Raw genomic sequence first — 4,971 nt, forward strand, 5'->3', positions numbered from 1 at the left:
GATCAGCACCGGCTCCTCGGCGGCGTTCTCGACCCAGGCCGACTTGCCGCGGGTGAACATGGAAAAGCTCTTGCCGTCGATGGTGACGGTGGCCTTGGAGTTTTCCTGGAAATTGTAGCCGGCGATGAATTGCGGCTCATAGGACACCTGCTGTCCCGGCCGCTGGCTGACGAAGAAGAACATGTCGCCGTGATCAAGCGTCGGCGGCTGCTTGTCGGTCGGCACGGTCAGCACATAGCAAACCTTGCCGCCCGACGCCTGGTAGCTGTAAGTGCCCCAGGCATTGTGCTGGCCGATCTTGGTCGCCGACTGCGCCAACACCGGCGCTGTCATGGCCACCAGTGCCAGGCTCGAAATTGTAGCAATCAATCCGCGCATCGCTTTTCCCGTATTCCAAATGGTGCGGACGCAGGCCGGCTCGGCGTCCTGCCCGTCGCTTCATTTTGATTTAATCTGGGTTACCAAACGGTGAACTTCCCTTGGGAAAAGGACTTCCACCCCAGGAAACCGCCGCCATCCTTGCGCCCGTCGCTCGAAAAGCGGCAGTTGCAACGTCCCTGTCGCGACTTGGAGGCCACGAAAGCGGCAAGAGTTTGACTTTTCTGCCTTATCGCCGGCTCAGCTGTTGTCGGCTATCGCCTGCCTGGCGGCGAGCCGGTGCGCGGGGGTGATGTGGGCTTTGACGGCAGTGATCGCGGCGGTCAGCACGGCGATGTCGTCGGTAAAGCCCAGCCCGAAGACGAAGTCGGGGATGACGTCCGTCGGCAGCACGAAATAGCCGAGGGCCGCCAGCAAAATGCCCTTGGCGCGCAGCGGCGTGTTCTTGTCCATGGCGCAGTAATAGGCGGCGATCAGCTCTTCCATGAACGGGATTTGCCGGGCAGCCTTCTTGGCCGTGCGCCAGAAGTTCTCGCGCACTTCGCGCGCGTCGCCCGGCTTGCCGCCAAAGCCGAAGAAATCAAAACTGGATTTTTGCGCCATCAACCTCTCCTAACGAGGCTGCGCTCGTCGTTCCACGCGCGCCTGCCAGCGGGAAATGTGGTGAAAGCGCCCGTCCACTACAAGAGCTCGGCCGTTCCCGGCCTGAAAATCAGGTGATGCTGGCCTGCAAGTGGCGGGCAATCGCCCGCTTTGGAGTTTGCGGAAACGCCCCTCCCGTCGTCATCCTGGGCGGAGCGAGCGGCTACGGCGTCTTCAGATCTCCAACGACCTAATCGAAATAGCGGTTCATCGTCTTGGCCAGTTCGAAATCGAGCGCGGTCAGGCCGCCGGCATCATGGGTGTTGAGCGTCACGTTCACGGTCTTGTAGACATTCGACCAGTCGGGGTGATGGTCCATTTTCTCCGCCGCCAGGGCGACGCGGGTCATGAAGGCGAAGGCTTCGGAAAAGTTGTTGAAGGTGAAGCTGCGCGCGATCGAGCCGCCATCCTTGGCCAGCGACCAGCCATCGAGACCGGCCAGCGCCTCGGCGACCGCCGCCTTGCTCAGTTTCTCTCTCGCCATGTTCGTTTCCCGTGCTATCTGGATTTGCAGTCTTCAGCATAGTGCGGATCGATGAGCGCAAAGCCGATAAAATCCATTCTTTTCGTCTGTCTCGGCAATATCTGCCGATCGCCACTGGCGGAGGGCGTGTTGCGCGCCGTCCTGGCGGAGCGCGGCCTCGATCGGGATATCCTGCTCGATTCGGCCGGGACCAGCGACTGGGAAGCCGGCGCGGCACCCGACCCGCGCTCTATGTCGATCGCAGAGCGGCACGGCATCGATATTTCCAGACAGAGGGCGCGCAAGCTGACACCGGACGATTTTTCGCGGTTCGACCTCATTCTCGCGATGGACAGATCGAATCTCCGGGATCTGAAAGCGTTGGTGCCTGCCGCCATGCGCGACCGTGTCCATCTGTTCCTGGAGTTTGCGCAGGGAAGAGTGAGCGACGTGCCGGACCCTTATCACGAGGGGCCGGAGGCGTTTGCCTCGGTCTACCGCATGATCCGCGAAGCATCGGAGGCGCTGGCGACGCGGCTCGAAGCGCGGCTGTCGGCGCCAGACAGCGGCCAGGCCTCCTCGACGATGTAGGGTCCGCCGCCGACCGAATCGCGCGATGACATCAGGACGAAGCGGCCGACGCGGAAGGGCAGCGTCGAAAAGTTGCCGCGTGCCGACAGATACTGGGCGACGTCGAGCGGGCTCGAATTGCGTAAGCGGGCCAGCGTTACATGCGGCATGAACTTGCGCGGATCGGCGGGGATGCCGAGGCGCTGGCAGATGCGCTCGATCTCGGCTTGCAGGGCCGAAAGATCGGGCGAGGCGGAAACGCCGGCCCACACCGCATGCGGTTTCTTCTGGCCGAAGGCGCCGACGCCGGACAGCGTCAGCTGGAAGGACGGGCGGTGGACACGATCGAGCGCGTTGGCGATCTCGTCGGCGACATGGCCCTCGACATCGCCGATGAAGCGCAGCGTCATGTGGTAGTTCTCGACGTCGATCCAGCGGGCCCCGGGCAGGCCGCCCCGGAGCAGGGACAGCGAAAGGGCGGCATCACGCGGTATTTCGAGGGCGGTGAAAAGACGCGGCATGGCAAGCCTCCTGTCCTCGAATCGAACTCTTGTCCCTAGCGAATCATCGATAATCGAGCGGGGCAAGTGGTTTGTTGGTCGCAGGCCCGCCTAAAATCTTCCCCTGGGGAAGGCGAAGCCTCCTCGAAGTCCAGTTCTTCAAGAGTTGCCCTGAATCACGGCAATGGCCTTTTCGACATCCGGCAGTATGCGCTCGACCATGCGGTCGATGCCCTTGGCATTCGGGTGCAGGCCGTCCTCGAGCTGCAAAGCGGGCTCGCCGGCGACGCCGTCGAGAAAGAACGGGTAGAGCGCGACGTCGTATTTCTTCGCCAGGTCCGGAAAGATCGCGTCAAAGCCGTTCTGGTAGTCGGCGCCGAGGTTGGGTGCGGCACGCATGCCGGCCAGCAGCACGGCGATCTTGCGCTGCTTCAACTTCGCCAGCATGGCGTCCAGATTCTTTTGCGTGATATCGGGAGAAACGCCGCGCAGCATGTCGTTGGCGCCGAGCTCGAGGATGACAAGCTGGGTGCCGTCCGGCACCGACCAGTCGAGACGCGACAGGCCGCCGCTCGACGTATCGCCGGAGACACCGGCATTGGCGATCGTCACATCGTGGCCCTTGGCGCGAAGTGCTGCCTCGAGTTTTTGGGTGAAGCCTTCGTCCGGTCCGAGGCCAAAACCCGCCATCAGGCTGTCGCCGAAGCCGACAATCTCCAGGGGTTCGGCGCGCGCCGACGAAATGGCGCCGCAAATTCCGAGGAAAAGGATGAAGACTGCGGCAAGAGGGTGTTTGAAAGCCATGTGGCAGGCCCCATATGACCAAGAACATTACGTTGGCGGCAGGCCGAATTCTGGCCTCCACTCTCCCATATAGGACGATTTTATTTTGACAGAAGCCGTCATCGCGCTGAAAGACGTATCGCTGACGCTCGGCGAAGGAGCGTCTTCCGTTCATGTGCTGAAAGGTGTCAGCCTCGATGTGGCAAGTGGCGAGGCGACCGGCATCGTCGGGCCGTCGGGCTCGGGAAAGTCGACGCTACTGATGGTTCTGGCTGGGTTGGAAAGGGTCGATTCGGGCACGGTACGAATTGCAGGCGAATTGCTGAACGGCAAGAGCGAAGATCAGATCGCATCGTTTCGGGGGCGAAACATTGGCATCGTTTTCCAGTCCTTCCACCTCATTCCCAACATGACTGCGCTTGAAAATGTCGCAGTGCCGCTGGAACTTGCCGGCCATGCAGATCCGTTCGGGGTGGCGGCGCGGGAGCTGGAGGCGGTGGGGTTGAGCGATCGCGTCACTCATTATCCAGGCGAATTGTCCGGCGGCGAACAGCAGCGTGTGGCGATCGCCCGGTCGCTGGCGCCTTCACCGCGCATCCTGATCGCCGACGAGCCGACCGGCAATCTCGACCAGGCAACCGGGCGGCAGGTTGCCGATCTTCTGTTCGCCAAGGCGGCCGAGCGCGGCATGACGCTGGTGCTGGTCACCCATGATCCGGCGCTCGCCGCACGCTGCTCCCGGCAGGTGTCGATGCGGTCGGGCCGGATCGAGGACGCACCGTTGCTCAAAGTGACGGCGTAGCGCCATGGCTGACAAGGCCCCCTCATCCGGCCCTTCGGGCCACCTTCTCCCCGCCGGGGAGAAGAGGCTGACGCCGGCGTTGGCAACCTCTTCTCCCCTCGGGGAGAAGGTGGCCGCGAAGCGGCCGGATGAGGGGGTTGCCTGGTCGCGCACGCTGAAGCTCGCCTTCCGCTTCTCGCTGCGTGAGATGCGCGGGGGACTGTCCGGCTTCCTGATTTTCCTTGCCTGCATCGCGCTCGGCGTCGCGGCGATCGGCGGCGTCAATTCGGTGGCCCGGGCGATTACTGCCGGTGTCGCCAACGAAGGCCAGTCGCTGCTCGGCGGCGATCTTCGTTTCCAGCTTAACCAGCGCGCAGCGACGCAAGCCGAGCACGTCTTTCTCGACGGGCTGGGCACGGTCTCGCACAGCGCCAACATGCGCTCGATGGCGCGGCTCGAGGACGGTTCCGACCAGGCACTGGTCGAGGCCAAGGCGGTCGACGGAGCCTATCCGCTCTACGGCGCGCTGGAGACCGAGCCGGCGCTGTCGAAGCAGGAATTGTTCGGCGAAAGATCCGGTATTTTCGGCGCCGCTGCCCCCGATCTTTTGTTCGAGCGGCTGAACCTTGGGATCGGCGACCGGCTGAAGCTCGGCAGCGCCACATTCGAACTGCGCGCCCGGCTCGTCAGCGAGCCGGACGCGGTATCCGACGGTTTCGGCTTTGCGCCGCGGCTGATGGTCTCGACGGACGGGCTTGCCGCTTCCGGCCTGATTCAGCCCGGCAGCCTTGTCGAAAAGGCCTATAAGATCCGCCTGCCCGTCGGCACCAGCGAAGCGGGTATCAAGGCGATCC

General features: G+C 63.2%; 7 protein-coding genes and 1 pseudogene. 3 read left to right on the forward strand and 5 right to left on the reverse strand.

The window, feature by feature from the left end; all coding sequences use genetic code 11:
* From EOB36_RS33035 to EOB36_RS33045, 3 genes are all read right to left on the reverse strand, one after another.
* On the reverse strand, nucleotides 1-378 hold a 378-nt coding region (locus EOB36_RS33035), incomplete at its 3' end, for a hypothetical protein (protein WP_128286540.1).
* Nucleotides 379-618: 240 nt separating this feature from the next.
* Nucleotides 619-981 (reverse strand): YkvA family protein, encoded by a 363-nt coding sequence (locus tag EOB36_RS33040; RefSeq protein WP_128286541.1) that lies wholly within the window; start codon nucleotides 979-981, stop codon nucleotides 619-621.
* Between the two features lie 229 nt (nucleotides 982-1,210).
* A complete protein-coding gene (locus EOB36_RS33045; RefSeq protein WP_095484863.1) occupies nucleotides 1,211-1,504 on the reverse strand; it encodes a 4a-hydroxytetrahydrobiopterin dehydratase in 294 nt (97 codons plus the stop codon).
* Nucleotides 1,505-1,555: 51 nt separating this feature from the next.
* On the opposite strand from EOB36_RS33045, the gene EOB36_RS33050 reads away from it, so the two are divergent.
* Nucleotides 1,556-2,074 (forward strand): low molecular weight protein-tyrosine-phosphatase, encoded by a 519-nt coding sequence (locus EOB36_RS33050; RefSeq protein ID WP_128244169.1) that lies wholly within the window; start codon nucleotides 1,556-1,558, stop codon nucleotides 2,072-2,074.
* Here the strand turns inward: EOB36_RS33050 and thpR are convergent.
* Both thpR and EOB36_RS33060 read right to left on the reverse strand, forming a co-directional pair.
* Nucleotides 1,978-2,574, reverse strand: a complete 597-nt coding sequence (gene thpR, locus EOB36_RS33055; protein WP_095484865.1) for an RNA 2',3'-cyclic phosphodiesterase — start codon at nucleotides 2,572-2,574, stop codon at nucleotides 1,978-1,980. The genes EOB36_RS33050 and thpR overlap by 97 nt on opposite strands.
* 138 nt (nucleotides 2,575-2,712) lie before the next feature.
* A complete protein-coding gene (locus EOB36_RS33060; protein WP_128286542.1) occupies nucleotides 2,713-3,357 on the reverse strand; it encodes an arylesterase in 645 nt (214 codons plus the stop codon).
* A gap of 85 nt (nucleotides 3,358-3,442) precedes the next feature.
* Between EOB36_RS33060 and EOB36_RS33065 the strand changes: the two genes are divergently transcribed.
* Together EOB36_RS33065 and EOB36_RS33070 are read left to right on the forward strand one after the other, a co-directional pair.
* Nucleotides 3,443-4,138: an ABC transporter ATP-binding protein gene (locus EOB36_RS33065; RefSeq protein ID WP_095484867.1), complete on the forward strand. Its 696-nt coding sequence runs from the start codon at nucleotides 3,443-3,445 to the stop codon at nucleotides 4,136-4,138.
* Nucleotides 4,139-4,325: 187 nt separating this feature from the next.
* A pseudogene (locus EOB36_RS33070) lies at nucleotides 4,326-4,971 on the forward strand (ABC transporter permease); the annotation flags it as partial.

It is taken from the genome of Mesorhizobium sp. M6A.T.Cr.TU.017.01.1.1 (assembly GCF_004023115.1).
Lineage (GTDB): Bacteria > Pseudomonadota > Alphaproteobacteria > Rhizobiales > Rhizobiaceae > Mesorhizobium > Mesorhizobium mediterraneum.